The sequence below is a fragment of the Paraclostridium tenue genome (assembly GCF_039521565.1).
In the GTDB taxonomy this organism is placed as follows: Bacteria; Bacillota; Clostridia; order Peptostreptococcales; family Peptostreptococcaceae; genus Paraclostridium; species Paraclostridium tenue.
Genome location: NZ_BAAACP010000013.1, coordinates 53,191 through 76,386 on the forward strand (window position 1 = coordinate 53,191; position 23,196 = coordinate 76,386).

At 25.5% G+C, this 23,196-nt stretch carries 25 protein-coding genes; 23 read left to right on the forward strand and 2 right to left on the reverse strand.

Translation table 11 applies throughout. The annotated features are described in order from the left end of the window. The first annotated feature begins 8 nt into the window (after window positions 1-8). The 6 genes from ABFX13_RS10835 to ABFX13_RS10860 all read left to right on the forward strand — a co-directional run bounded on the left by ABFX13_RS10835 (window position 9) and on the right by ABFX13_RS10860 (window position 5,646). Window positions 9-2,177, forward strand: a complete 2,169-nt coding sequence (locus tag ABFX13_RS10835) for a hypothetical protein (protein ID WP_346045843.1) — start codon at window positions 9-11, stop codon at window positions 2,175-2,177. A gap of 148 nt (window positions 2,178-2,325) precedes the next feature. After that, window positions 2,326-2,751 carry a Holliday junction resolvase RuvX gene (ruvX, locus tag ABFX13_RS10840; RefSeq protein WP_346045923.1) on the forward strand — a complete coding sequence of 142 codons (426 nt, stop codon included), beginning with the start codon at window positions 2,326-2,328 and terminating at the stop codon, window positions 2,749-2,751. Between the two features lie 68 nt (window positions 2,752-2,819). Continuing rightward, window positions 2,820-3,089 (forward strand): DUF1292 domain-containing protein, encoded by a 270-nt coding sequence (locus tag ABFX13_RS10845; RefSeq protein WP_147546514.1) that lies wholly within the window; start codon window positions 2,820-2,822, stop codon window positions 3,087-3,089. A 126-nt stretch (window positions 3,090-3,215) separates the two neighbouring features. After that, window positions 3,216-3,968 carry a YdcF family protein gene (locus ABFX13_RS10850; RefSeq protein WP_346045848.1) on the forward strand — a complete coding sequence of 251 codons (753 nt, stop codon included), beginning with the start codon at window positions 3,216-3,218 and terminating at the stop codon, window positions 3,966-3,968. Window positions 3,969-4,065: 97 nt separating this feature from the next. Then, window positions 4,066-5,037 (forward strand): LCP family protein, encoded by a 972-nt coding sequence (locus tag ABFX13_RS10855; RefSeq protein WP_346045850.1) that lies wholly within the window; start codon window positions 4,066-4,068, stop codon window positions 5,035-5,037. A 174-nt stretch (window positions 5,038-5,211) separates the two neighbouring features. Further along, the gene (locus tag ABFX13_RS10860; protein ID WP_428833876.1) at window positions 5,212-5,646 is read left to right on the forward strand and encodes a Fur family transcriptional regulator; all 435 of its coding nucleotides are present in this window, start codon (window positions 5,212-5,214) and stop codon (window positions 5,644-5,646) included. 21 nt (window positions 5,647-5,667) lie between these two features. On the opposite strand, the gene ABFX13_RS10865 is transcribed toward ABFX13_RS10860, so the two are convergent. Continuing rightward, entirely contained in the window at window positions 5,668-6,405 is a 738-nt protein-coding gene (locus tag ABFX13_RS10865) for a metal-dependent hydrolase (RefSeq protein ID WP_346045854.1), read from the reverse strand. A gap of 225 nt (window positions 6,406-6,630) precedes the next feature. Between ABFX13_RS10865 and ABFX13_RS10870 the strand changes: the two genes are divergently transcribed. The 14 genes from ABFX13_RS10870 (at window position 6,631) to ABFX13_RS10935 (ending at window position 18,527) form a co-directional block, all read left to right on the forward strand. After that, complete coding sequence (locus tag ABFX13_RS10870; RefSeq protein ID WP_346045925.1) at window positions 6,631-8,307, forward strand: ribonuclease J; 1,677 nt, start codon at window positions 6,631-6,633, stop codon at window positions 8,305-8,307. 58 nt (window positions 8,308-8,365) lie between these two features. Continuing rightward, on the forward strand, window positions 8,366-8,701 hold the full coding sequence (locus tag ABFX13_RS10875; RefSeq protein ID WP_346045855.1) for a YlbF/YmcA family competence regulator: 336 nt from the start codon (window positions 8,366-8,368) through the stop codon (window positions 8,699-8,701). A gap of 114 nt (window positions 8,702-8,815) precedes the next feature. Then, window positions 8,816-9,925 carry an ABC transporter ATP-binding protein gene (locus ABFX13_RS10880; protein WP_346045857.1) on the forward strand — a complete coding sequence of 370 codons (1,110 nt, stop codon included), beginning with the start codon at window positions 8,816-8,818 and terminating at the stop codon, window positions 9,923-9,925. A 110-nt stretch (window positions 9,926-10,035) separates the two neighbouring features. After that, on the forward strand, window positions 10,036-10,806 hold the full coding sequence (locus tag ABFX13_RS10885; RefSeq protein WP_346045859.1) for a helix-turn-helix domain-containing protein: 771 nt from the start codon (window positions 10,036-10,038) through the stop codon (window positions 10,804-10,806). Window positions 10,807-10,821: 15 nt separating this feature from the next. Next, window positions 10,822-11,109, forward strand: a complete 288-nt coding sequence (locus ABFX13_RS10890) for a DUF503 domain-containing protein (protein WP_346045862.1) — start codon at window positions 10,822-10,824, stop codon at window positions 11,107-11,109. A gap of 68 nt (window positions 11,110-11,177) precedes the next feature. Further along, on the forward strand, window positions 11,178-12,338 hold the full coding sequence (locus ABFX13_RS10895) for a D-alanyl-D-alanine carboxypeptidase family protein (RefSeq protein WP_346045863.1): 1,161 nt from the start codon (window positions 11,178-11,180) through the stop codon (window positions 12,336-12,338). Window positions 12,339-12,502: 164 nt separating this feature from the next. After that, on the forward strand, window positions 12,503-13,096 hold the full coding sequence (locus ABFX13_RS10900; protein WP_346045865.1) for a site-2 protease family protein: 594 nt from the start codon (window positions 12,503-12,505) through the stop codon (window positions 13,094-13,096). 30 nt (window positions 13,097-13,126) lie between these two features. Further along, window positions 13,127-13,852, forward strand: coding sequence for a segregation and condensation protein A (locus tag ABFX13_RS10905; protein WP_346045867.1), 726 nt, complete (start codon window positions 13,127-13,129; stop codon window positions 13,850-13,852). Window position 13,853: 1 nt separating this feature from the next. After that, complete coding sequence (gene scpB, locus ABFX13_RS10910; protein WP_346045869.1) at window positions 13,854-14,381, forward strand: SMC-Scp complex subunit ScpB; 528 nt, start codon at window positions 13,854-13,856, stop codon at window positions 14,379-14,381. 252 nt (window positions 14,382-14,633) lie between these two features. Then, a complete protein-coding gene (locus ABFX13_RS10915) occupies window positions 14,634-15,143 on the forward strand; it encodes a DUF2953 domain-containing protein (protein ID WP_346045871.1) in 510 nt (169 codons plus the stop codon). Next, complete coding sequence (ytfJ, locus tag ABFX13_RS10920) at window positions 15,097-15,519, forward strand: GerW family sporulation protein (RefSeq protein WP_346045873.1); 423 nt, start codon at window positions 15,097-15,099, stop codon at window positions 15,517-15,519. Before ABFX13_RS10915 ends, ytfJ begins: the two co-directional genes overlap by 47 nt. 194 nt (window positions 15,520-15,713) lie before the next feature. Further along, window positions 15,714-16,154, forward strand: coding sequence for a MarR family winged helix-turn-helix transcriptional regulator (locus ABFX13_RS10925; RefSeq protein WP_346045875.1), 441 nt, complete (start codon window positions 15,714-15,716; stop codon window positions 16,152-16,154). An 82-nt stretch (window positions 16,155-16,236) separates the two neighbouring features. After that, window positions 16,237-17,670 (forward strand): leucyl aminopeptidase, encoded by a 1,434-nt coding sequence (locus tag ABFX13_RS10930; RefSeq protein ID WP_346045877.1) that lies wholly within the window; start codon window positions 16,237-16,239, stop codon window positions 17,668-17,670. Window positions 17,671-17,888: 218 nt separating this feature from the next. Beyond that, complete coding sequence (locus ABFX13_RS10935) at window positions 17,889-18,527, forward strand: hypothetical protein (RefSeq protein WP_346045879.1); 639 nt, start codon at window positions 17,889-17,891, stop codon at window positions 18,525-18,527. 5 nt (window positions 18,528-18,532) lie between these two features. Here ABFX13_RS10935 and ABFX13_RS10940 read toward each other — a convergent pair whose 3' ends face one another. Further along, complete coding sequence (locus tag ABFX13_RS10940; protein WP_346045881.1) at window positions 18,533-19,204, reverse strand: TMEM164 family acyltransferase; 672 nt, start codon at window positions 19,202-19,204, stop codon at window positions 18,533-18,535. Window positions 19,205-19,413: 209 nt separating this feature from the next. Here ABFX13_RS10940 and ABFX13_RS10945 point away from each other — a divergent pair, with 209 nt between their 5' ends. From ABFX13_RS10945 to dltD, 3 genes are all read left to right on the forward strand, one after another. Continuing rightward, window positions 19,414-20,370: a 2Fe-2S iron-sulfur cluster-binding protein gene (locus tag ABFX13_RS10945; RefSeq protein ID WP_346045883.1), complete on the forward strand. Its 957-nt coding sequence runs from the start codon at window positions 19,414-19,416 to the stop codon at window positions 20,368-20,370. Window positions 20,371-20,403: 33 nt separating this feature from the next. Beyond that, window positions 20,404-21,687, forward strand: coding sequence for an FAD-dependent oxidoreductase (locus ABFX13_RS10950; protein WP_346045885.1), 1,284 nt, complete (start codon window positions 20,404-20,406; stop codon window positions 21,685-21,687). 236 nt (window positions 21,688-21,923) lie between these two features. Next, a complete protein-coding gene (gene dltD, locus ABFX13_RS10955) occupies window positions 21,924-23,111 on the forward strand; it encodes a D-alanyl-lipoteichoic acid biosynthesis protein DltD (RefSeq protein WP_346045887.1) in 1,188 nt (395 codons plus the stop codon). The last annotated feature ends 85 nt before the right edge of the window (window positions 23,112-23,196 follow it).

A 23,196-nucleotide genomic window follows, 5' to 3' on the forward strand; every position in this document is an offset into this window, starting at 1 on the left:
TCAATCTTATGAAAAAAAAGATTGTATCCTTATTAACTACTTTAATAGTACTTATAAGTTCTATATCTACAGTTAGTTTTGCCAATGAAAAAGGTAAAGTTATATTAATTAATATGAATAGGACAGGCCTTGAAGACATGCTAAGTATAGATGTCTTAAATAAAAAGCTTAACAAAGAAGGATATATAGGGCTTATGAATATCAGAGGTGACCGAGGGACTGATGATAGAAGGTCATATGCAGCTATAGGTGCAGGTGGTAAAGTTACAATGCCAAGTCAAAGTCTTATAAACTTTGAAGAAGTTAATAAAGACAATGGAGTAGCATATAAAGCTGAAACAGGACACAATCCTAAAAAAATAAATGACATGACTATAAACTATTCTCTAAGTGAAAACTTAGAGAATGGTTCTTATGGATCAAAACTTGGGTCACTAGGGCAAACTTTAGCGGACAAAAAAATAAAGACTGCTGTTATAGGAAATGCTGACAAAGTTAATAATGGAGAATTATTAAAAAATAGAAATATAGCTTTAATGGCTATGGATAATATAGGTAGAGTTGAATCTGGTAATGTTGATAATATAAATACTAAAGATAATACTATGCCTTATGGAATGAGAACTGATTACAATAAGTTAAAAAATGAAACAAAAAAGTTTTATGATGATAGTGAAGTTGTATTTATAGAACTTGGAGATACATATAGACTAGATGAATATAAAAATTATTTAAATGATAAAACTTATAAAAATATGAAAAATAAAATATATAAAAACATAGATTCATATTTAAAAGAAGTTTTTAAAATAGTAAATGAAAATGATACAGTTTATATAATGTCTACATTTCCAAGTAAAAAAGACTATAAAGAGCAAAAAAGATTATCACCTATAATTAAATTTGAGGGCTCTGGAAAAGGAGTTTTACGCTCAGCTACAACTAGAAGAAATGGCGTAGTTGGAAATATTGATATAGGTGTAGATATACTTTCTAAGTTTGGGATAGAAAATCAACAAATGGTAGGAAAAAAACTTATAAAAGTTGATAAAAAAGATAATATAAGCTTTATAAATCATGAATTTGAAAAAATGGTTTCTATGATAGGCATAAGAAGTGCTATAGTTAATACTTCTGTTGGTATAGTAGCTGTAGCAGGTGTTATCGCAACTATATTACTATTATTTTTTAGAACTAAACTACCTAAGAAAGAAATGATTTTTAATGTTTTAAAAGAGTTTTTAAAACTAGGGATCTTAATACCTTTGGTATTTATAGTTTCACCTATATTTAATTTTTCGACTAAAACTAGTATAACTATGGGAATATTAGGGACTCTTATAGTTTTATATATAATAGGTAAAAAATTATTTAAAGATGATATAGCTTATATGGGATTTTTCTCTACTCTTACTATATTGGTTATTGTAATAGATTCTATGTTTGGTACATATTTAATGCAAAATAATATTATGAGTTATGACGCTATAATTGGTGCTAGATATTATGGAATAGGAAATGAGTATGAAGGAATAACTATAGGATGTGCTATTTTTGCTTTATCAGTTTTAGTTAATTATAAAAAAATACCAAACTGGTTTGTAGTTGTTCTGGCTTTAATAATATTAATAACCAGTGCTTATCCTTCAATGGGAGCAAATGTAGGAGGTTCAATATCTGAATCTGTAGCATATGTATTGTTTATATTACTTATATTTGATGCTAAGATGGATTTGAAAAAGTATATACTTTTAGCTTTAGTGCCAGTTATAATTGTTTTCTTATTTGCAGCACTAGATATATTATCTAAAAGTCAATCTCATTTATCTGTATTTGTAAATCAAATAATGGTCGATGGACCAGGAGCTATAATTCAAACATTTGTTAGAAAGATACAGATGAATATAGATATCGCTACAAGTAATGTATTTATCATAATTTTATTTGCAATTGTAGGGTTTATATCAAGTTTTATATTTAAACCTTCAAGACAATTTAAAAAGATATCAGATAAATATCCTTATATATTTAAAGGTTTTGTTGCTTCTACTGTAGGATGTATAGTAACTTTATTAGTTAATGACTCTGGAATAGTAGCTGCAGGTACTACTTCAATTTATATACTTATACCATTATTAATTATGAGTATAAATATGATGATTTTTAATAAAGAATAATATAAAATTAGCCTAGTTACTTAATATTTTGGTATCTAGGTTAATTTATTTTTGTACATAATGTCTTGAATTTAGAGAACAATAAGAATATAGTATATACATATAGTGAAAAATTGCTAGAAATTTGTTAATCAAGGAGATTTATATGATATTAGACGGAAGAATAATGGGTCTAGATGTGGGTGATAAAACTATAGGAGTTGCAGTTAGCGATCTTATGGGAATTACTGCTCAAGGTGTTAAGACTGTTAAAAGAGTGGGTAAGAAAAAAGATATAGAAGAATTAAAAACTATAATAAAAGAAAGACAAGTAAACAAAATAGTTTCAGGACTTCCTAAAAATATGAATGGGACGCTAGGTCCTCAAGGAGAAAAAGTTATAAAGTTTTGTGAACTTTTAGAACAAGAAAGTGGAATTAAGATAGAATACTGGGATGAGAGACTTTCTACAGTTGCAGCTGAAAGATCTTTAATAGAAGCAGATGTCAGAAGGGATAAAAGAAAAAAAGTTATAGATATGTTAGCAGCAGTAATAATTCTTCAAGGGTATTTAGATAGCAAAAGAATTTTCTAAAACAGGTACAAAATAATGTAGATATACGTTATAATATATTTAAATAATTAAATTTTGAGGTGAAATAAATGCAAGAAAACATAGTAAATTTAATAGACCAAGATGGAAATGAAATACAATTTGAAATAATATTAACTTTAGAAGCAGAAGGAAAAGAGTATGCTATACTTATGCCTTTAGATGATAATGAAGCTGAAGAAGCTTTAATATTTAGAATTGATTCAGATGAAGAAGGAGATATATTAACTCCTCTTGAAAATGATGATGAGTATGAAACAGTTGTAGCTGTTTATAATACTTTAATGGAAGAAGAAGGATTAGATTACGACGAAGAATAATTAATATTTAAAATTGTATAGTTTATAAATGGGAGTATCTTATGGTACTCCTTTTTTAAGTATAATAAAGAATATTTAATCTATATGCTATTTAAATATTAAATAAGTTTTAGTAGGAGGTTTTTAGTGCTTAAATATTTAGATTTATTTATTGGATTATTATGTGTATTTTATTATTTTTACTTAGAAATAGTTTATAATGGTATGTCATTTGATATATTTTTTATAGTTGTAGGGATTATTTTAATATTATATCATTTTGTAAAATTTAAAATAGATTTAAATAAAAACTTTAAAAAAGCATTTAATACAATTTTAACTATAGGATTATCTATATTTTTAATAGCTGAATCTATGTTAATATTTTTTCCAAAACAAAATTTAAAAGATGATTGCGATTACTTAGTAATACTAGGAGCTTCCGTTAAAAATACTAGACCTAGTCTTACATTAAAAGGCAGATTAGACAAAGCTATAGAGTACATAAATAAAAGTAATGATGACTGTTATATAGTTGTATCTGGTGGAAAGGGAAGTGATGAAAAGATATCAGAAGCTAAAGCTATGGAAAATTACTTGATAGATCATGGAATATCTAAAAGAAGAATAATTTTAGAAGACAAATCTACTAGTACCTATGAAAACTTTAAATATAGTAAAGAAAAAATAGAAAAAAATAGTAATAAAAGTATAAAAAAGTTAAATATAAAAGTTGTAACTACAGATTTTCATGGTTTTAGAAGCTTTTTATTAGCAAAAAAAAATGGATATAAAAATATAAATTTCTGGACTGTTAATTCAATAAATCAATTTATACCTGTTTACTATTTAAGGGAGTTTTTTGCATTAGCAAAAACTGTAATATTAAATATTTTGTAAAGGGATAAAGATTTAGCTTAAAATATTTTACAAAAAAGATTTAAATTTATTTATATGGTTAAAATAACATTAAAAAAGTAATTAAGGGGAAGTGAATATGAATAAATTAAAAAAATTTTGTATTATTTTAAGTATATCAGTTGTCATATTTTCAACTATAAGTAGTGTATATGCATTAAATAGTTATAGTAAAGTTATAGATAAATCAAATGAAAATACAATTAAAAGTTCTAATAATAGACAAGATAAAAAATTTGACTCTTTAAATAAAAATAAAGATGTATCAAATATTTTATTAATTGGAAGTGATTCTAAGGATTTTGATAATGTAGGACGATCAGATGCTATGATGATTTTAACTATAGACAGCACAAATAAAAGTATAAAATTAACTTCTTTAGTAAGAGATACTTTAGTAAATATTCCTGGACATGGATATGAAAAATTAACACATGCATATGCCTATGGAGGAGCAAAATTGTTATTAGAGACAATTGAGAAAAATTTTAGGATAAGTATAAGTGATTATGTTGCTGTTAATTTTAATTCATTTATAGATTTAGTAGATGTATTAGGAGGAGTTGAAGTAGATGTTAAAGAAAAGGAAATAGATCATTTAAATGATGTAATAGTCAATTCCTTTGATATATCTAATAAAGAAGCTGAAGAGCCACAATTTATAAGAAGTGATGGAAAACAATTATTAAATGGATATCAAGCATTAGCATATGTGAGAATAAGAAAAGTTGATAGTATATATAAACGAGATAATAGACAAAGGGAAGTTTTAAAAAGTATAGCAGATAAATTAGTAGAACTTCCTATAACAAATTATCCGAAGGTAATAAAAAAAATATTGCCATATGTTGACGTTAATATATCTATGTCTAAATTAATAAATTTAGCAATTAAATCTAAAGAAATATATAATTATGAATTAAAGCAAATGGAATTTCCTCTAGAGGATTATAGAGAATCAGGAAGATTAGCTAAAGATAATAGTTTTGTGGTAAAATGGAATAAAACAGAAAATTTAAAAAAATTAAACGATTTTGTTTATAATAACTAAAAATGTTATTATAAAAGTTAAAATATGGGTATATTTATAAAAGTAAAGATATAGTATATCTTTACTTTTATTTAGTTTAAGAAAGTATAAGTATTTGCATATGTTGACAAAATTAGTTTTATCAATTAAAATAATTAATAAAGATTATCATTTGAAAAAAGGTGGTAAATATTGATGAATCAAATAGATATATTAAAAGAAAAATTAAAAGAAACGGGATTTAAGATAACACCTCAAAGAAGAGCTATTGTTGAGACGTTATTAAAGCATAAGGATAAGCATTTAAGTAGTGAAGAAATATATGATTTAGTTAGAGTTGATTGTCCTGAAATAGGGCTTGCTACAGTTTATAGAACTATGCAGTTATTAGATGAAGTAGGTGCAATTTCTAAATTGAATTTAGATGATGGTTGTATAAGGTATGAAATTGATTTAGATGATTCAGATGCTCATAATCATCATCATTTAATATGTAAAAACTGTAATAAAATAATAGAGGTAAAAGAAGATTTATTAGATTCTATAGAATTAGAAATACAAGATTTATATGATTTTAGTATATTAGATCACGATCTTAAATTTTATGGTTTATGTAAAGACTGTAAATAAAAATAAGCCCCTTAATGGGGCTTAAAATTTTATCAAGGTTAATATTATTAAAATTATTAAAAATAAAACGAATATAATTTCTAAAATATTACTTAAAGCCCCTCCAACTCTTAAAAAACCAAAAGAAAATTTCTTTTCACTAAGAGGATAAAAAAGTGGTATTCCTGATTTTGTGAATAAATCACCTAAAAATAAATGAGATGAGTATCCAACTGTTCCAAAAAAACATATATTTGATATATTAGTTAATAGTTCTATTTGTTTAAGTAAAAAGTTTATTATTAAAATAGCTAGTAAACTATGAGAAAGCTTTCTATGTTTTAGCCAAGGAAATAATGCTAATATTATGGTAAATAAAATAAAATAAAATTTACCATTAATAAGATATATACAAATTGCCAATAAAATAAATGTTAATGATAAAAGTAATTTTCTTAAAAATCCATGGGTTATTTTAGCTTCTAGTATTACTATCGCTATGAAGGTTACTATAGAACTTATTAAAAAGTTACCATTTATTTTTAGAGATATTAGAAATATTAAAATATTTAAAGTATATATAACGATTTTAAAAATTTTTTTAGATAAATTATGATTTAAAATCGTGTTAGATATAATTGAATTTGATGTGTCTAAATCAGGTAATATTGAAAATAATGAACAAACTGCAACGTTTATAAGTGAAAGAGGTTTATTAAATAGCATAGAAGCTTGTAATGAAGCTAATACACCTATAGTTAAGTGAGTTTTACCACGCATTAGAACCTCCTGTAAATATTATAGTCTGAGAATACCAAAATAATTATAGTTTGTCAAAACAATACGTTAAATGTATTTTAAATATATCTTAAAATATAGTTCAAGTTGTGATACAATTATAGTAACTGGTAAAGAGTGCGTGATTTTATATTATCTGTATATTAGTGAAGAACGTTTTAAAGTGCGAAAAGTCTAAGTTATCAAAGACACAGACAAAAGGAGATGATGCAATTGTTTAAAAAGAGTTTAAATAAAATAAAAGTTATGGCTCTGGGAGGGCTAAACGAAGTCGGAAAAAATATGACTGTTGTTGAATATAAAGATGAAATTATAGTTATAGATGCAGGATTAAGTTTTCCAGAAGAAGAAATGCTAGGGGTAGATATAGTTATACCAGATATAACTTACTTAGTTAAAAATAAAGATAGAGTAAAGGGAATATTTATAACACATGGGCATGAGGATCATATAGGAGCATTACCTTATGTATTAAAGAAAATAAATGTTCCTATATATGCTTCTAAACTTACTGTAGGACTTATTCAGGTAAAATTAAAAGAGCATAAACTAAACAATGTAAATTTAAATGTTATAACTCCACAAGAAGTTATAAAGCTTAAAAATTTCGATGTTGAATTTTTAAAAGTAAATCATAGTATACCAGATGCTTGTGCTATAGCTATTCATACAGATCAGGGAATAATTTTTCACACAGGAGATTTTAAAATAGATTTAACTCCTATAGATGGAGAAGTTATGGATTTTCATAGAATTTGTGAGTTAAGTAAAAAGGGTGTATTATTAATGCTTGCTGATAGTACAAATGTTGAAAGACCAGGATATAATCCATCTGAAAGAACTGTAGGAACAGGCTTAGATGGCTTATTTACAAAAGCAAATAACAGTAGAATTATAGTGGCTACTTTTGCATCTAACATACACAGACTGCAACAAATAGTTAATACTGCTCAAAAGTGTGGCAGAAAAGTTGCAGTTTCAGGTAGATCTATGGTAAATGTTATGGCAGTAGCTAGGGATTTAGGTTATATAGATATAGAAGATGAAGTGCTTATAGATTTAAATGATATTCATAAGTATGAAGATAATGAATTAGTTATAATAACAACTGGGTCTCAAGGAGAACCTATGTCAGCTCTTGCAAGAATGGCATCTGCGGAACATAAAAAAGTTGAAATAAGACAAGGTGATTTAGTAATAATATCTGCTCACCCAATACCAGGAAATGAAAAGCTTATATCAAAAGTAGTTAATTGTTTATTTGAAAAAGGTGCAGAAGTAGTATACGATGATGCAGCTGATATACATGTTTCAGGGCATGCAAGACAAGAAGAATTAAAGTTAATGCACAGATTAGTTGCTCCTAAGTTCTTTATGCCAGCTCATGGTGAATTTAGAATGCTAAAAAAACATGCAGAAGTTGCAGAAGATTTAGGAATGCCAAGTCAGAATATATTCGTTATGAAAACTGGAGAAGTTTTAGAATTAGATAGAAATTCAGCTAAAGTTGCATCACATATACCAACTGGAAATGTGTTAGTTGATGGACTGGGTGTTGGAGATGTTGGAAACATAGTATTAAGAGATAGAAAACATTTATCAGAAGATGGTCTTATGATAGTTGTTGTTACTATATCTAAAGAAGATGGTAAAGTTTTAGCAGGTCCAGATATAATATCTAGAGGATTTGTTTATGTAAGAGAATCAGAAGATTTAATGGATGGAGCTAAAACAGTAATTAAGAATGTATTAGTAGCTTGCGAACAAAGTCATATAAAAGAGTGGGCTTACTTAAAAAATAATATAAAGGATAACTTAAAAGAATACTTATACCAAAGAACTAAGAGAAATCCTATGATACTTCCTATTATAATGGAGGTATAAATAAGAAAGATTGAATATAATATATTATATTCAATCTTTTTTTAATAGGAGGAAATTTATGAGTGTTTATGATAGTACTACAAAACTTGCAAGTGATATAAAGGAGAGCAAAGAGTATAAAGAATTTAAAAAAAATATGAAGATTATAAAAGCTAACCCAAATTATGAAGTTATATTAAATAACCATAGAAAAATACAAATGGATATTAAGTCAAAAAATTTAAATGGGATAACTGTAGATAAAAAAACTTTAAAAACAGCACAAGACTTGAAAAAAACTATTTCTAACAACAAAGATTTAAGTAGATATATAGATTCTGAATATAAGTTTACATCTATGATGGATAATATAAATAAAATTTTAGCATCTGCTGTATATGAAGATTATAAGTAAATAAAATTCTTGTATAATTTGAATGAAATAATTTAGTTATTATAACTATATATAAGAAAAGGGTATTAAGATATACTTTAACTATATTAATTATAGTTGAGGGAGAGATAAATTATGGCTGAGGTAATTTTAAAAAGTATAGGTAAATCTTATGATAATGGATATGAAGCTGTAAAGGATGTAAATATAGACATACAAGATAAGGAATTTGTTGTTTTAGTAGGTCCATCTGGATGTGGGAAATCAACTACTTTAAGGATGATTGCTGGACTTGAGGAAATAACTTCAGGGGAGTTATATATAGGAGATAAGATAGTAAATGACGTAGCTCCAAAAGATAGAGATATAGCTATGGTTTTTCAAAACTATGCATTATATCCTCATTTAAGTGTTTATGAAAATATGGCATTTGCACTTAAACTAAGAAAGATACCAAAGGCTGAAATAGATAAAAAAGTAAAAGAAGCTGCAAAAATACTAGATTTAGAATCAGTATTAGATAGAAAGCCAAAAGCATTATCTGGAGGACAAAGACAAAGAGTTGCATTAGGTAGAGCTATAGTTAGAAATCCTAAAGTTTTCTTAATGGATGAACCTTTATCGAATTTAGATGCTAAACTTAGAACAGCCATGAGAACAGAAATAACTAAATTACATAAAAAACTTGGAACAACTTTTATATATGTAACACATGACCAAGTTGAAGCAATGACAATGGCTGATAGAATAGTTATAATGAAAGATGGTGTAATACAACAAATAGATACCCCTCAAAAAGTATATGATAATCCAGCAAATATGTTTGTAGCAGGATTTATAGGGGCACCTCAAATGAATTTAATAGATTGTAATGTATCTGAAGAAGAAGGCGTAGTATATGCTACATTCAATGATTTTAAAGTTGCCCTAGATAAAGTTAAATCAGATGCATTAAAGAAAAATGGATATATGGGTAAAGAAATTGTATTAGGTATAAGACCAGAAGATATTCATATAGAAGATATATTTATAGATAATAGTCAAGATACAATATTTGATGCAACAGTGGATATAAGTGAACTTATGGGAGCTGAAATTTATGCTTATTTAAATGTTAAAGGGAAAAATATTACTGCGAGATTTGACTCAAGATATAATATAAAGTGCGGGCAAAAACTAAAAGTAGCTTTAGATAAAAATAAAGTTCATATATTTAATAAAGAAACTACTAATGCCATAATATAAAAATTAATTTTAAGCTGTAAAATCAAAATTATCTTTTGGTTTTACAGCTTTTTAATTTATAATATAAGAAAAATAGAAAAATTTAAGGGATAACTATATGGGGTGAGATATTGAAGGGGCTAATTGAATTTTTTGAAGAGCAATTAGGTAAAAAAATTAAAGTTTTTAAATATAGAGAAAAAAAATTACTAAAAAAGTCACAGCAAATCGTATTATGGAATAATGAAACTTACATTATAGAGATTATAGAAAACGATATAAATTATAATTTAGATGGATATTTTTACTTAATTTATCAAAAAAATTTAAATGAAGAAATTTTAAATCAAGTTTTTAAAAGTTTATATGAAGATATTAATATTATAAATTATAAAGGGAATTATGTATTAAATACTAATGACTTAAATTTGATAGGTAAATATACTCCTCAAATTATAGAAACTGAGTCATATACAAAGACATATATAATTAACTTGGGGAAAATAAATAATAAAAAAGAGTTTGAATTTAAAATTGATTTAAGTAATAGATTAAAAAAATATATATTTATTGAAAATAGCAATAGAAAATATTTTAATATATATGATTTAACTTTATACAATATTATAGATTCAATTGGAAAGGATAAATCATATCCTATTTTATTTAATTATAATTTAATAGAAAAAATAGATAAATTAGTGCTAGAAGCAGGAATAGCATTTATAGAAAATGGGTTTAATATATCTAAGACATCTAATAATATATATCTTCATAGAAATACACTTATATATAGATTGGAAAAAATAAAAGATATATTAGGTATGGATATAAGAAATTTCAATGAAGCATGTATTTACTATTTAATAGTTAAAGATTACTTAACAAATAAAAATATATAAATTTATGGTGAAAATATGAAAATAATAATCATAAAAATTACATTAAGAGCAAGTTGGGTTCATTCTCTCAAAGAAAAAAGAATGGTAGTAAAAAGTTTAGTAAAAAAGCTTCAAAATAAATTTAATATATCAGTTAGTGAAGTTGAAAATCAAGATATTCATAAAACTATAGTAATAGGAATAAGTGGAGTTTGCATAAGTAATAAACAAGCAGATTCCACAATAGAAAATATTATAAATTTTGTATACGAAAATACAGATGCAGAAATCATAAATATAAATACTACTATTGATGTTTATTAAATACTTCGCATAAATTTAGGTAAAATGTGAAAAAATAGTATCAAATAAAACATCAAGAGGTGAAAGTAATGAGACGATTTACCAGTATAGTTTTAGCTATGACAATGGTTATTGTGTCTTTAAGCACTACTGCATTTGCAGATGATAAAAAAGTTCAAGCACCTATTAATATATCATCTAAGACAGCTATATTAATGGATGTAGGTAGTGGACAGATACTATTTGAGAAGAATCCACATGAAAAACTTCCTCCAGCTAGTGTTACTAAAGTAATGACTATGTTACTTATAGTTGAAGCATTAGACAGTGGAAAAATAAAGCTAGATGATGAAGTTCAAATAAGTGAAAGAGCATCGGAAATGGGAGGAAGCCAAATATTTTTAGAACCTGGAGAAACACAAAAAGTTGATGATCTTTTAAAAGGAATAGCTGTTGCATCAGCAAATGATGCTTGTGTAGCTATGGCAGAGTTTGTAGGTGGTAGCGAAGAAGAGTTCGTAGCTATGATGAATAATAAAGCTAAGCAATTAGGAATGAAAGATACTAATTTTTCTAATACTAATGGCTTACCAATAGAAAATCATTATACATCTGCACATGACATAGCTTTAATGTCTAGAGAATTATTAAAACATGACAAAATAACTAAATATTTAACAACTTGGATGGATCAAATTGTAGTTGGTAAAAAGAAAACAACTATAGGACTTGCAAACACTAATAAAATGATAAAGCATTACCAAGGAGCTACTGGAGTTAAAACTGGATTTACACAAGAAGCAAAATATTGTTTATCAGCTTCGGCAAAAAGAGGAGAAACTCATTTAGTTGCAGTAACGTTAGGTGCGCCTACAACACAAGAAAGATTTAAAGATTCATCTTCGCTATTAAGTTATGGATTTGCAAATTATGAAAGTGTTAAACTATGTTCTAAGTCAGATAAAATAGCTACACTAACACTAGATAAAGCAGATGATAATAAAGTAAATTTAGTTGCAAAAGATGATTTAACTGCACTTATAAAAAAAGGTGAAAGCAAAGATTTTACTAAAAAGATAGATGTATCTAAAAATATAGATTTACCTGTAAAAAAAGGAACTAAATTAGGAACTATAAGCATTTATAAAGGTGATAAACAAGTAGGTAAAATTGACCTTATAAATGAAAAAGATATAAATAAAGCAAGTTACTTTAAAATGTTTGAAAGAGTTATAGACAATATATTTTAAAAGATAAGACCTAGTATAACTAGGTCTTTTAAATTTAAGCAAATTACTTGTTTTTAAAGATATAGATATAAGAAAAAAGTAAATTTTTAGTTTAAATCTTAGTTTGATTATAAGTATATATATTGTTATAATAATATTAAAACTTAAAAATAGGAGAAAAATAAATGAATATGTTAAGCCAGTTTTTAGTAACGGCAGTAGGTATTGCAGTAGCTATATCTGTTCACGAATTTGGGCATGCATATGTAGCTCATCTTTTAGGAGACGATACTGCAAAGATGAGTGGAAGGATGACTTTAGACCCTATAAAACATGTTGATCCTTTTGGTCTTGTGATGCTTATAGTGGCACATTTTGGTTGGGCTAAGCCAGTTCCAGTAAATCCAAATAATTTTAAAAACTACAAGGTTGGGAATTTAATAGTCTCATTAGCGGGACCTTTATTTAATGTTATAACAGCTATAATAGTTGCAAATCTTGTTAGATTTGTTAATATGAAAGCATTATATCTTATATTTAATAGTATATTTGTATATAGTATGGGATTTGCAGCATTTAACCTTTTACCATTACCTCCACTTGATGGATGGGGAATAGTATCTAGTTTTATACCAACTAAATATTATGATGCTGTTTATAAGTATGAAAGTATGAGTACAATCATATTTATATTTTTAATCATAACAAATTTTCATGTAATAATATTAGATCCTATAATGAAGGTATTATCAAGTATAGTTAATTTATTTATAATATAGTGGCAATTTTATATAATTTAGAGGTAATTTATGAAGTATAGTGTACAACTTAAGGTATATGAAGGTCCCCTAGATCTTTTATATGACCTTATAACAAAACATAAAATAGATATAAAGGATATATCTATAATAGAGATAACAAAGCAATATCTAGCTTATCTAGATATGCTTGAAGAATTTGATCTTGAAATAGCAAGTGAATTTATTACAATGGCATCTAAGCTTTTACAAATAAAATCTAAGTATTTATTATACAAACAAAGAAATGATGAAGAGGAAGAGGATCCAAGACTTGAGCTTATGGAAAAGCTTGTTGAGTATAAAAAGTTTAAAAATGCTACAGAAGATTTAAAAAATAATGTAACTTATATAGAAGATGTATTTTATAGAAAAAAAGAAGAAGTAGTTATAGAAGAAAAATTAGATTTAGAATCTATATCTTTAGATGCTATAGTTAAAATACTTCCTCATATATTAAATGTAAAAAAAGATGAATTAGAAGAAGTAAAAGATGATAAGTTAAATAAAATTGTTAGAACTCGTATTATATCTGTTGAAGAAAAAATGCACTATGTAAGAAATATTATTAAAGAAAAAGAAGATATTAGATTTACAAGTTTAATAACTGATTATGAAAAAGACGAAATAATAGCAACATTCTTATCTGTACTAGAACTTATAAAAAGTAATGAAGTAACTGTTGTTCAGGATTTATTCTTTGATGACATCTTAATAAAGAGGAATATGGAGAGTTAATATGAGACGTGATGAGATAAAAAGTATTATAGAAGCTATAATGTTTGCATATAGCGATCCTATAAGCATAAAAGAATTAAACAATGCTATAAATGAAGAACTTTCTTCAAAAGAAATAGAAATAATGTTAAATAGTTTAATTGAAGAGTATAAAGAAAATAATCGTGGAATACAAATTATAAAATTACAAGATAAATACCAAATGTGTACAAATAAGGAGTACTCATCTTTTGTAAAAAATATATTAGAACCTAAGAAAAAGAAAACTCTAAGTCAAGCTACTTTAGAAGCATTAACTATAATAGCTTACAAACAACCTATAACTAAAGTTGAACTAGAAGAAATAAGAGGAGTAAAAAGTGATAAGGTAATTCAAACTCTTATTGAAAATGATCTTATATATGAAGCTGGTAGATTAGATAAAATAGGTAAACCTATAATTTATAAAACTACTAATGAGTTTTTAAGATTATTAAATATTGAAAAACTAGAGGATTTACCACCTATTGAAAATTATGAAAAAGAGTAGATTAAAAATAGTAGATGATTATTAAATATTTTTATTTATATATCATCTACTATTTTTTTGTATAGTTTTAAGAAAATGGAAAATAATATAGATATGAATTATAAAGATTTATTAATTTTTTTTATAAAAGTTTTATTACCTATTTCTTTGATAGTATTTTTTCTCTTAAAAAGTACTATTCACATAATTATAACATCTAATATAGATAATAAAGATGCAGAAATTAAGATATCATTTATATACTTTTTTAATTTGATTAATATAACAAAAACTATTTATCCTATAAGTAAAAGTGATGAAGAAAAACATGAAAAGAAGAAAAATAAATATAAGGAGGATAAAAGTAGATTAAAAAAACTTAATTTAAAAAAAATAGAGTTAGAAAACTTAATAGTTTTATATAAAATTATTAGAAAAGTTAGAATAAGTGAAATATATTCTAATTTAAGTTATGGAAGTGAAAATATACAACTTACATCATTTATATACGTTTTAGTTAATATGATTTATGGAAATATAAGTAATTACTTTAAGTCAGATAAAATGTATCTAAAAGTATCTCCATGTTATAACCAAAATTTTATAAAGTATAAAGGGATACTACATGTAAGTCCAACTGTAAAAGATATAATTATTTTTCTAAAAGGAATTATATATATATATTTTAAAATTAGGCAATATAAAAAAGTTAAATATGGTAAGGAGGCTAGGAAAGATGAGATCGACAAACTCTATAAAAGACCTAATGGACACAACGCTTGATTCAATTAAAACAACAATTGATGCAAATACTATTATTGGAGATCCAATTAAAGCAGAAAATACAATAGTAGTACCTATATCAAAAGTTACTATAGGATTTGGGATAGGTGGAGGAGAGTATTCAAGAAACTGTTCAGAAAGAAAAAGAGAAGAAAGGGAATTAGACGATACAAATTTTGCAGGAGGTAGTGCAGGAGCTGTATCCTTACAACCTGTAGCATTTGTAGTTGTAGAAAATGGAGAAACAAGACTTATGAGTTTAGACCATAGCATAAATATGGTAGATAGCATTTTAAATGTAACACCTAGAGTATTAGAAAAAATTCAAAAATTAAAAAATAATGAATCAGAAATTAAAGATGATAAAAAATGTTAATAATATAAATAAGAGCTATAGTATTAAGGAAATTAAACTTTATTACTATAGCTTTTATTTAGTTATATAATATTTAATTTCAAAAAATGTTTTACAACTAAATGATTTTGAACTTAAAAAATTAGAAAAATAATAGTATAATATATATTAAGAATTAGAAATTAGTGCTTATTAATATACAATGAGGTGAATACATGGAAAATAAAAATATATCAAAACTTTTATTAAAAAGTATGAATAATTATCAAAATTTAATAAAAAGTACAAATACCGATAGATATAAACTGGGTAAAGTATTAACTAAAAAGCAATTTTTTGCGTTAGGTGAAATACAAAAGCATGAAAAAATAGAATTAAAAAATTTAAGTAGAGAATTATATGTTTCAACATCAAGTTTATGTATACTTTTAAATAAATTAGTTGAATTAGGTTATGTCTATAGAGAAGAAGATTCTAATGATAGAAGAAATACTTTTTATGGTATAACTGATGAAGGCGAAGTGGTAATTAATAATGAGCTAGATAAGTTTATGGATATAATAAATGAAAAGCTAGATAATTTAACTTTAGAAAAAAAGAAAGAATTAGAAGAGAGTTTACAAAAAACTATCGATATAATGAAAGATATAATGTAGTTTATGTAGAATAAATTTATGGTAGGTATATTTATAAATTGAGTAAATATAAACTATCATAAATTTAAATGGAGGTTTTGATATGAACATACAAGTTATAAGTAATAAAAAATATCTAGAAGAAAATGAACTAAGTGTATTTTTCGTATATGAAGATAATAGTGTAGATTTAAAAAATGAAATATTAAATGCTTTTTTAAAAGATTTTGAAGCAAAATACTCTAATATAGATATATGCAAGGTTTTTACAGAAGGTAAGCTGATAGATTTAATGTTAGTTGGATTAGGTAAAAAAGATGAAGTATCTATAGATGATATAAGAAATTTAGGTGGAAATATATCTAAAGAACTAAAAAAATCTAACATAAAAGAAATTAATTTTTTAAATATAAAAGATGATTTAAATTATAGAGAAATTGAAGCCTTAGTAGAGGGGATTAAATTAGGGGAATACACTTTTGATAAGTATAAAAGTGAAAAGAAAGAAAGTGTGGATAAAAATATAAATTTAAATTTAGATGAAAGCTATAATGATTATATAAAACAAGGTGAATTACTTGCTGAGATAGCTTTAATATCAAGAAATTTAGTAAATGAACCATCAAATGTTATATATCCAGAAACTTTAGCAAATGAAGTTATTAATTTAGGTAAAAAGTATGGATTTGAAACTAAGGTATATGGAAAAGAAGATATTGAAAAATTGGGAATGGAAGCATTTTTAGCAGTTGCTAAAGGCTCAGATAAAGAACCTAGGCTTATAGTTATGAAATATAATGGAGATAAAGAGAGCGATGAAATACTAGGATTAGTTGGAAAAGGATTGACATATGATTCTGGTGGTTATTCTATAAAACCTACAAATTCTATGGTTGATATGAAAACTGACATGGGTGGAGCAGCAGCTGTTATAGGTGCTATGTGTGGTATTTCAAAATCTAAACTTAATAAAAATGTAATTGCAGTAGTTGCTGCATGTGAAAATTTAATATCAGGACATGCATATAAGCCAGGAGATATAATAAACTCAATGGGCAAAAAAACTATAGAAATTTTAAATACTGATGCAGAAGGTAGATTAACATTAGTAGATGCGGTTTATTATGCTATAAACAGTGAAAAGGTAACTAAAATAGTTGATATAGCAACATTGACGGGTGCTGCACTAGTTGCACTTGGAACAGTAGCTACACCTATTATATCTAATAACGATGAGTTTTATAATAAATTAGGCGAAGCAGCAAGTTTATCAGATGAAAAAATATGGAGAATGCCTGTGTTTGAGGAATTTAAAAAGGTTTTAAAAGGTAAAGAAGCAGATTTAAATAATAGTCCAGGAAGAGATGGAGGGTGTATAACTGCTGGATTATTTATAGGTGAGTTTGTAGGAGATACTCCATGGATTCATATGGATATAGCGGGAACTAGTGTAAGTTCTAAAGATTTTGGTTATAAATCAAAAGGAGCTACAGGTGAAGGGGCTAGAACTTTATATAATTTAGCTAAGTTAATTTAAATGATTATTTTATTTAGTTCAATTAAGTACAATGTAGGAAATTTGTGGTATAATAAAATTAACCTAAGATTTTAAATTTTCTTCTTACATACTAAGGTATATATTTACTCGCTTAATGGCGAGTATTTTTTTTATAAATCTGAATATTAAAAAAAAAGAAGTAGTGTATATGATATAATTAATATATACAAATATTTTAAATTCTATGGGGGGAATTTATGGGGGATAGTAATATAAATTACACAGAAGAAAATTTTAAAGTATACACTAGTATGGTAAAGTATATAAGAAATTTAAAGATGTTAGATATTCATAAAAGACAAATAAGTCAAAAGCTTTATAATATGTATGTAAACTTAAGTTCTAAAAATATTAACTTACAAAAACATATAGTTAATCCAAAAGAGTTTTGTGATAAATTATGTGAAAGTTATATAAAAAATACATCTTTATATATTGTATATTTAGAAACAATTAAAAAATTTTCAATTATAGTTGCTATACTAGCTTTAGTTTGTGATTTAATTTTATACAAGCCTTTAGTAACTAAATATTTTGTTTATATATTATTAGGGGCGCTTGTAGTTTCACTGGCATTAACATATTTAAAACTATACAGAGCTAATAAATATGGATTAAATGAAGAATCATTAAAGTATAAGGTAATATATAATATTATAGCTTTAATATTAATAGTTCCTATGTTTTTTTTAAAAGAAAATATAAAATTAAATGGAAATATTAGTTTGATATTTATAGGAATTGTATCTATAGCTATATTTTTTATAACTTCATTTATAATAAAAATATATATTAATAATATAGATAAAAAAATAAGTTGTAGGAGTATAATTTAAAGCTCCTACAACTTTTTTTTTCTTTTAAAATTTAAACTTAAATTGTCTTTATCATTGATTATAGAAGGTATATAAATTAATGATGAGATTATTATAAATAACAGCATACTATATATAGTATTATTTGAAAAAGTATAATTATAGTTTGCATTTGTGAATTTATTTAATAAAAATGTAAATGAAAAATACAATAAACAAGCTTTAAGATTATCTATTATACAATTTGAATTTATTTTAAATTTTCTAATATCTATTAAATAAACCAAAGAGTATAAAAGCAATAATCTAGATGCTACATAAAAAAAGTATAGTATATGAGGAAAACTAACTGGAATATCTTTAAAAAAAATCAAGTCTCCTATAGAGCAAACTATGCTCCATGAAAAAAAGATATTAAATAAATGGTATTTTTTAAAAAGTAAAATTGCAATACATATATATGTTGTAATTCTAGTTATTCCTATTGGTAAAGTGGATAAAACATCATAACTTCTTAAAGATATTAAACAAATTTGTTCTAGTATAATTTCAAATATAAATGATATACAGATTATTTTTTCTATCAAATAGCTATATGGAAGTAGGTTTTTTGTTAATTTAGGTAGTGTAAATAAAAATATAGCAACAAATGCTAGAACTATTAAGTGTTGAGTAGAAAATACAAAACTAGGATTCAAGCCATTCCCTCCTTAACTATTGGTTATGTAAAAAGATAAATATATAGTCATGTCCGTTTATACATTATATTCAGTAAATACATAGATGATAATAAAATTTTAAAATTTATATAAACATTTAATTGTAACAAAATATTAACTAGTTAATAAATTAGTATTATAGAAATTAAAAAATAGACATTTAAAATTGATCTAAGGGAAGTGATTCTTTGAAAAGAATATGTATACAACCATGTGCAGATTGTGGTAGCAAGTATTGTCCATGTCATTTAGCGTATTCAGGGGATTGTATTCAGTGCAGTTTAATTCAAGGCAGTAAAACATGTGATTGTATATGGCAAGGGGTATGTATATACAATGAATTAGAGCATAATAAAAATGTAGCTTGCAATCAAAAGATTGATACACTATGTGATGTTAAAGTAAAGAAAGAAATTTTAAAAGACATATATTTATTAGAAATAAAAACTCCTAAGAAGCTTTTAGAAGAATTATTAAATCCAGGGTCATATATACTTCTAAGAGGTAAAAATGAAATTGATTCTAAATATAATGTACCTATATCTGTTATGGATGTAGATTTTGAAAATGAAATTTTAAAGGTGGTTATAAAAGAAGTAGGACACAAAACTAAAAGTTTATTAAGTTCTAATGAAGTTTGGGTTAGAGGGCCTTATTTAAATGGAGTACTTGGACTTAAAGAATTTAAGTTGACTACAAATAGTAATGTAGCTGTAATATTAAGTGGATTATCTCAAGTTAATGCCCCTAAAATAATAAAATATATTTTGAAAAATAATAATTATGTAGAAGTATTTATAGATACAAGAAGAACTATAGTAGACGAAGTTATAGAAAAAATTAAAGATTTAAACGTTAATATTCACTTTATAAATACAAAAGAAGATGAAGAACTAATAAAAGATTTTATAAAAAGAAATAATGTTAAATTAGTATACAGTGGAGGGTTTAATTCATTTAATAAAGAGATAATGAAATTAGTTGATAGTGTTGATGAAAATATTAGATTTGCTATAGCAAATAATAATTTAATTGTTTGTGGAGAAGGTATATGTGGAGGTTGTACAGTTGTAGTTAATGGTAAAAGAATAAAATCTTGTAAAGCTCAGATAAATGGAAGAGATTATTTGAAAAGTTTAAAATAATATAATGTTTATACTGTTAAGGGGGAATACAAATTGGCAAAAGTAGTAGTTATAGGTGGAGGATGGGCTGGTTGTGCAGCTGCGATATCTGCAAAAAAAGCAGGTGCTGATGTTGTTTTGCTAGAAAGAACAGATTTATTGTTGGGACTTGGTAATATTGGTGGGATAATGAGGAATAATGGTAGATATACAGCCACAGAAGAAGCCATAGCATTAGGGGCTAGTGAGTTATTTGAATTAACAGATAAATATTCTACACATAAAGACATGGATTTCCCAGGACATAAGCATTCTACTATATATAATGTTACAGAAATAGAGAAACCTGTAAGAGAAAAAATATTAAATATGGGTATTGATGTAAGATTTTTTGCTAGAGTGGTTGATGTTAAGTTAAATGGTAAAAAAATAGAGTCAGTTATTCTAGAAGATGGTGAAATTATAAGTGGAGATTCATTTGTGGAGACAACTGGTTCATCAGGACCTATGGGCAATTGCACCAAGTATGGAAATGGTTGTGCTATGTGTGTGCTAAGATGTCCATCTTTTGGTGGTAGGGTCAGTATAACTGCTAAATGTGGTGTTGAGGATATGGTTGGAAGAAGAAACACTGGAGAACTTGGTGCATTTAGTGGGTCTATGAAGCTTTTAAAAGAAAGTTTAGGAGAAGATATACAAAAGGATTTAAATGAAAAAGGGTGTGCAGTAGTACCTTTACCTGAAGAACTTATAAATACTGAAAAGCTTGATATTAAGGTTTGTCAGCAGTACTCTCTTCCTGAGTTTGCTAAAAATTTAGTTTTAATAGATACAGGTCATGCAAAACTTATGGCTCCATTTTATCCCCTTGAAAAATTAAGAAAAATTCCAGGATTTGAAGGAGCCATAATAGTAGATCCATATTCAGGAGGAAAAGGAAACTCTATAAGATATTTATCTGTTGCTCCAAGAGATAATTATATGAGAGTTATAGGCGTTGATAATTTATTTGTTGGAGGAGAAAAGAGTGGATTCTTTGTAGGGCATACAGAAGCTATATGTACAGGGTCTTTAGCAGGACATAATGCAGCTAGAAATTCAATAGGTATGTATTTGTTACAACTTCCTACAAGTATAGCTATAGGAGATTTTATTGCTTGTGCTAATAAAGAATTAAGTAAAGCAGGATCAGATAGATTAAAGTTTACTTTTGCTGGTAGTGTTTACTTTAATAGAATGAAAGAATTAGGATTTTATACTATTGATAAAAAAGTAATAGAAGATAGAGTAAAAAAAGCTGGATTAGAGGGTATATTTAATAAAAAAATTATAAAGTAAATTATAGGGGGTAACAAATTGTTACCTTCTTTTTTTATTTTAATAATATAATTATAAAAAATTTAATTTACAGGTTATGGATACTAAAAAAGGTTAAATAATGCATTTTAGCCCAAAAAATTAAGTAAAATTAATAAAAAATACAAATAAGTATATAAAATTACAAAATTGTAATTGAATATCTTCCTCTAAAGTAATAATATATTTATAGATTATTACTTTAGAGGAGTATAAATATGAAAAAATTAACTTATTTCATTATACCACTATTAATAGGAGGTATATTTTTATTTGGATTAAATAAATTCCTTGATACTAAAATCAATGAACTGCTAAAAGAGAAAGATTTAGTTCCTATTATGAATGATTCTTTAAGCAATATAAAAGATAAAGGAATTATTGCCAATAATTATTTCTTAGAAAATCATGATATTATGATGTTAGGGTCATCAGAATTAGGGCATTCAACAAAACAACATCCAACATATTACTTTAATACTAATAGAAGTAAAAATGGAGTATTTACTATTGGTAGAGCGTATACTCAAAGTTTACAGGATGCAACTATTATAGGAAGTGTAAATCCTAATATAAAAGATAAGAAGGTTGTTTTACTAATATCAATGCAATGGTTTATGGATAGAGAAGGAGTTACACCACATCACTATCAAGCTAGATTTTCTCCAACTCAATTTTATGCATTTTTAAATAACCCTGATATATCAAAAGCAAATAAATTAATATTTGCAAAAAGAGCAGGTAAATTGTTAGTTGGATCAGGGGAATACAAACCAGAAGCTGTATATGCAAAGTTATATTATTCTGACTCATTAATTTCTAAAACAGAAAAGTTTTTATTAGCTCCTTACTTTGAGGGTAGAAAATTCTTTGTAACTCTTAAGGAAAAAGGATTGTTATATGAGAAATTAATTACTTTAAAAAATAAAAAAGAAGTAAAATCAGGTAAGCCTATTGATTGGCATAAGGAAACAGAAAAAGCTATAGAAGATGCTAAGAAAAGAGTAGGTAAAAATGATTTATGTATAGATAAAATTTATTACAAAAAGAATTTTGGACACAACCTAGATAAAGTAAGAGGAAAATATAAAGATGTTAATTTATTAAAATCTAAAGAATTTTCTGATTACAAACTTACATTAGACGTATGTAAAAATTTAGGTATTAAACCTGTAATAGTAATGATACCTGCTATGGACAAATTCTATAATGTAACGGGTATATCTACTCAAGAAAGACATGAATTTTACGATAAGGCAGAAAAAATTGCACAAAAAGAAGGTTTTGATGTAATAGACCTAAGAGAAAAAGAAACAGAAAAATATTATTTAAGGGATGTAATGCATCTTGGTACGAAGGGATGGGTAGATGTTTGTGAAAAATTATTTAAAAAATTTAATCAGTAATAAATATTTAATGATGAGTATATGTTTTACTGTAATTATAATTGCGGCTATATTAGTACTGACATTTACTCCATTTAAAGAATTG

Bases quoted from the DNA above. Each gene is read 5' to 3' on its own strand.
- ABFX13_RS10935 (WP_346045879.1), top strand. From the start codon at position 17,889: ATGGGGGATAGTAATATAAATTACACAGAAGAAAATTTTAAAGTATAC.
- ABFX13_RS10930 (WP_346045877.1), top strand. From the start codon at position 16,237: ATGAACATACAAGTTATAAGTAATAAAAAATATCTAGAAGAAAATGAA.
- ABFX13_RS10855 (WP_346045850.1), top strand. From the start codon at position 4,066: ATGAATAAATTAAAAAAATTTTGTATTATTTTAAGTATATCAGTTGTC.
- ABFX13_RS10880 (WP_346045857.1), top strand. From the start codon at position 8,816: ATGGCTGAGGTAATTTTAAAAAGTATAGGTAAATCTTATGATAATGGA.
- ABFX13_RS10925 (WP_346045875.1), top strand. From the start codon at position 15,714: ATGGAAAATAAAAATATATCAAAACTTTTATTAAAAAGTATGAATAAT.
- dltD (WP_346045887.1), top strand. From the start codon at position 21,924: ATGAAAAAATTAACTTATTTCATTATACCACTATTAATAGGAGGTATA.
- ABFX13_RS10875 (WP_346045855.1), top strand. From the start codon at position 8,366: ATGAGTGTTTATGATAGTACTACAAAACTTGCAAGTGATATAAAGGAG.
- ABFX13_RS10865 (WP_346045854.1), bottom strand. From the start codon at position 6,405: ATGCGTGGTAAAACTCACTTAACTATAGGTGTATTAGCTTCATTACAA.
- ABFX13_RS10845 (WP_147546514.1), top strand. From the start codon at position 2,820: ATGCAAGAAAACATAGTAAATTTAATAGACCAAGATGGAAATGAAATA.
- ABFX13_RS10835 (WP_346045843.1), top strand. From the start codon at position 9: ATGAAAAAAAAGATTGTATCCTTATTAACTACTTTAATAGTACTTATA.
- ABFX13_RS10870 (WP_346045925.1), top strand. From the start codon at position 6,631: ATGCAATTGTTTAAAAAGAGTTTAAATAAAATAAAAGTTATGGCTCTG.
- ABFX13_RS10900 (WP_346045865.1), top strand. From the start codon at position 12,503: ATGAATATGTTAAGCCAGTTTTTAGTAACGGCAGTAGGTATTGCAGTA.
- ABFX13_RS10860 (WP_428833876.1), top strand. From the start codon at position 5,212: ATGAATCAAATAGATATATTAAAAGAAAAATTAAAAGAAACGGGATTT.
- ABFX13_RS10895 (WP_346045863.1), top strand. From the start codon at position 11,178: ATGAGACGATTTACCAGTATAGTTTTAGCTATGACAATGGTTATTGTG.
- ABFX13_RS10890 (WP_346045862.1), top strand. From the start codon at position 10,822: ATGAAAATAATAATCATAAAAATTACATTAAGAGCAAGTTGGGTTCAT.
- scpB (WP_346045869.1), top strand. From the start codon at position 13,854: ATGAGACGTGATGAGATAAAAAGTATTATAGAAGCTATAATGTTTGCA.
- ABFX13_RS10905 (WP_346045867.1), top strand. From the start codon at position 13,127: ATGAAGTATAGTGTACAACTTAAGGTATATGAAGGTCCCCTAGATCTT.
- ytfJ (WP_346045873.1), top strand. From the start codon at position 15,097: ATGAGATCGACAAACTCTATAAAAGACCTAATGGACACAACGCTTGAT.